At 38.9% G+C, this 3828-nt stretch carries 1 protein-coding gene and 2 pseudogenes; 2 read left to right on the plus strand and 1 reads right to left on the minus strand.

Translation table 11 applies throughout. The features are described from left to right. A pseudogene (locus ACFI32_RS14675) lies at window positions 1-385 on the plus strand (hypothetical protein); the annotation flags it as partial. Beyond that, on the plus strand, window positions 385-3552 hold the full coding sequence (locus ACFI32_RS14680) for a hypothetical protein (protein WP_462627372.1): 3168 nt from the start codon (window positions 385-387) through the stop codon (window positions 3550-3552). The pseudogene ACFI32_RS14675 and the gene ACFI32_RS14680, both read left to right, overlap by 1 nt. A 35-nt stretch (window positions 3553-3587) precedes the next feature. Here the strand turns inward: ACFI32_RS14680 and ACFI32_RS14685 are convergent. After that, window positions 3588-3828 (minus strand): annotated as a pseudogene (locus ACFI32_RS14685) (sulfatase); the annotation flags it as partial.

Consider the following 3828-nt stretch of genomic DNA (forward strand, 5'->3'; position numbering starts at 1 on the left):
GAAGCGCATCAAGCTACAAACTGCAGGCGGTGCGTCGATCACCATCGATGACAGTGGGGTGAAGCTGGTCTGCCCAGGAGAGATTAAGATCAATGCGGTGAAGAAAGACATGGTTGCTGGTGCTAACGCTGCTCCGACTGTACCTTCATTGCATGGTTCAGACGTGAAGTCTTATCTCACTTATGTTGCTAGAGATATGCTTGGTGAACCCATCGCTAACACTGACTATTTGTTATTTATGGCAGACGGCACAGTGAAGAGTGGTAAAACTGACGCCCAAGGTCGTACCGAGCAGATAGTGACAGAAACACCAGAGGAAGTCGGCATACAAATCGTGGGTGACGAGCATGAAGAATTTACAATAAGCTTTGAGGGTGATGAGTAATGGCTAGAAAGAAAAAAGAATTACATTTACGAATCATAAGAGAAACCTATGATGGTAAATATGAAGCTGTCAATCCCAACGATGTCATCATCACTCGACAATCTCAGAAATACAAACCTAATGAAAACGGATTGGCCATTATCAAGTTGGATAAGTGGTCTGATGCTTATCAAGTCACTATAGAAGATAAGATAACTGGCAAAGGATACGTCGTATTAAAATCAAATATGCTATCTACAGATCAATGGTATAGATGGTATAATCAAAGGTTAGAACCATCTCAAATACCAATGCGTATTAATTTTTATTCAAAAGTTAATGAAAACAATAGTAGTGCGAGCGAATCACTACGAATATATAATGGTATAGATTACCAAATAGACTTTCCAAAAAAATTAAATAAAAGCCCAATATCGGGTAAGACAGAAACAGTTCGTGATCTGGAATACAATCACACTTATACGAAAGAAATACCTATTATTCGAGATGTAGATTACAGAATATATCTTGTTGATGAAAAACGTAAACCGTATAACCCTCACTTAAAAGGAAAGAGCAAGCCATCACCATATATAATAAACATAGACAGTGATGAAAAAATAGGAAAATCGTATATTAGAAAGTATAGACTACAAACCTTTTTACAGTTCAAAGTGAAGCTTAAAAACTCTAATAAAAAATTGCCGAAAAATATAAAGATTAGACTTATAGATTATAAAAAAACAGTTAAAAAAACACTGAGTGTTAACTCAAGTACAGGCTTGACTGAGAAATTTAGTTCAGATTTTAAAAGAAATATCGAGGTGCTTATCAATGGAAAGAAGTCTAATTTTAAAATAAATAAAAAGGATTCTAACAATAATGTGATACCATCAGCTTTTGATTATTTAGTAACAGTAGAAATACCCATGTCTACAGCAGTTACAGTACCTAATAAACCAAAGTATGAAAAAAAGTTAGCAGCTAATACTAAATTACCTATTGTTTATGATTTAGAGAAAAAGAAACTATTTATCTTTAAGTCAGGCAACTATAGATCTTTAATAGAAAACCTAAGTAATGTCGATAAACTAATGGCAAAAGTGCACACGCATAGGGCTCAAGTAGCTACAGCACTTGAAGCACGTGATGCAGATATGCTAAAAACTGCAGAAGCTATAATGATAGAAGCAGAAAAAGAGGCTCAAGATGAAATTGAGCAGGATTTTTCGACAATTGCTGATATGAAAGAAATATTTTTGGTTAAGACTGCGGTAACAGACGGTGAAACGACAATTGAGCGACGCTATGTAAGAAGAGATTATTTCGAAGATACAATCCAGCCAACACATATCAACTCTTCACAGACAGATATTCCTACTCCTGAAGGTGATCCTCCATCATCAGAAAGCCCAAGTCTGCTATATGATCCAGCAGGCTTTGCTAAAACGGCGCTTGTTGATAGAATCAAAGAAATATCTACTTCAGTTGAAGGTGAGATAGGTACTGATGGGCAAAAAGACTTAAATATTCTAGATTTTCTATTGCCTTCAGCGAATGAAATTAGTGATCTCATTATTAAATCTGATAAATACCAAGTGGATGGCGAGGCACAATGGCTACGAATGGTAGGTAGCGCTGGTATGAATGGCTCAGCTGATTGGAACCTTGACGACAAAATAGGTATCGAAGGCGGCTTTAATGCAAACGGCAAAGCCATACTTTGTGAAGCCAGTATTAGTCCTGTAATGGCACTACCATCATTAGAAGGACTGCACCTAAAAGCCACCTTTGAAGATGGTGTTAAAATAGACCTAGGCTCTCTACGACTGATTGTTTCTTGTGAGATTAATGGGTTTGCAGGAGCGAATATTGGAATAGAAGGTGCTGGTAGCATAAAAATAAAAGACGGTGCTCAAAAGCTAGTTTCAGCAGCCCGTAACCCTCAGCAAACAGTAATGAGTGCGTGGGATGCAAATAACAATATGCCTGCACTTAGCTTAGATTATAAAGGTATTGATACACCATCGACTGAAGAGGTAGAGCAGTTACAAGAGAAGCATAACGTACAAGGATCGGCAGCTATCTCGGCGTTTGTGGGTGTAGAGGCAGGAATAGAGCCAAAGGGTGGTATAGAGTGGCTGCCGCCAGAGACGGAGGATTTTGTATCCTTTGCATCGATCTCGGCAACTGTCGCAGGTAGTTATGGCATCGGAGGCTCCTTAGATTTTTACGTGTTTCTTGATTTAGAATTAGGTAAATTCAAAATCAGAGCAAAAGCCGCTGCTTGCTTTGGAGGCGGCGGTAAGCTTGGATTTGAGTTTGAGGTAGATAGCAGTCAGATTAAGTCGTTTCTTATGTGGACATTTTATCAGCTGGTCAATGCAGGATTTCGTAAAGTCGTTCATATTGCAAATAGAGCTTTTGAAGCTTTAACGCAACTTTCTGTATTATACTTAGGAGGCGAGTCTAGTATCACAAAATCTTTGATTAATATATCAGAGACTTTTGATGATTTTTCTAAAAGACTAGATACAGATTCAAAACGTCATGACTTAGCTATTGAGATTATGAAAGGCGAAAAAGCAGACATGCTACTGTGCGCTACGCCCAATGCGAAAGGTATATTGGTCTATAATATCAGCCGTCATGGTTGGTATAGTCATACGCTCAGTTGGCCTGAGTTTGACTTTAGTATTTTTGATGGACTCACTATAAGATTGCTCAACGAACGCAAAGAAGCCATTATAGAAATTTTTACTACAGTGACCACTTATCCAGAATGGGACAATGTATTACAGCATATGACTAAAGAAGGAGAGAAAAGCGACCGTCAAGAGAATGAAGCCCACGTTTTGCGGTTTTTAAGTTATGGTGTAAACAATATCGACACGCCACTACTCACCATATTAACCGACATCCAAGCAGGTAACGTCTCAGAAGATAACGACACAGGTGATGACTACATAGACCAGTATCTAAACATGCTAGGCAGACTCATCAAAGGCTACTACCCCAAAGGCGTGGCTGTAGTCGCCAATACTGACCCTATTTATGAGAAAAACCGCATGCTAGCCAAAGTTGATTATATCAGCCCCAGCTTTTATGCAGCCAATAACCCACGTCAATTTGATACTAGCATTTTCGACCCAAGCAATAAGCCAGCTGACGGTATTTATCACGCTTAGGGTATGTTAACAATGCCAGCATACTCTACAAAGGCTTAGCTAAGCGCTTTTTCGCTGTTAGCGACACAACGAGCGGAAGTTTGTCGGTTGGGATTTATTTTTGGGTTACCGTCTATCAATGGTGGATTGGGTAAACGCTTAATACGCATTATTGTAATAGCACCATTAGCTCTTACATTCTGCGCGTCTCCCCACTCAACATTGACCGAACGTACAATTTTTTCAGTTCCTGTTTGAGGACCTTGAGGATTGTGCTCGGGACTGTTGGCATAATAA

The organism is Psychrobacter sp. PSi21, from assembly GCF_054960615.1.

What these genes read in the sequence shown, in the direction of transcription:
- ACFI32_RS14680 (WP_462627372.1), top strand. Translation starts at nt 385, where the DNA reads ATGGCTAGAAAGAAAAAAGAATTACATTTACGAATCATAAGAGAAACC.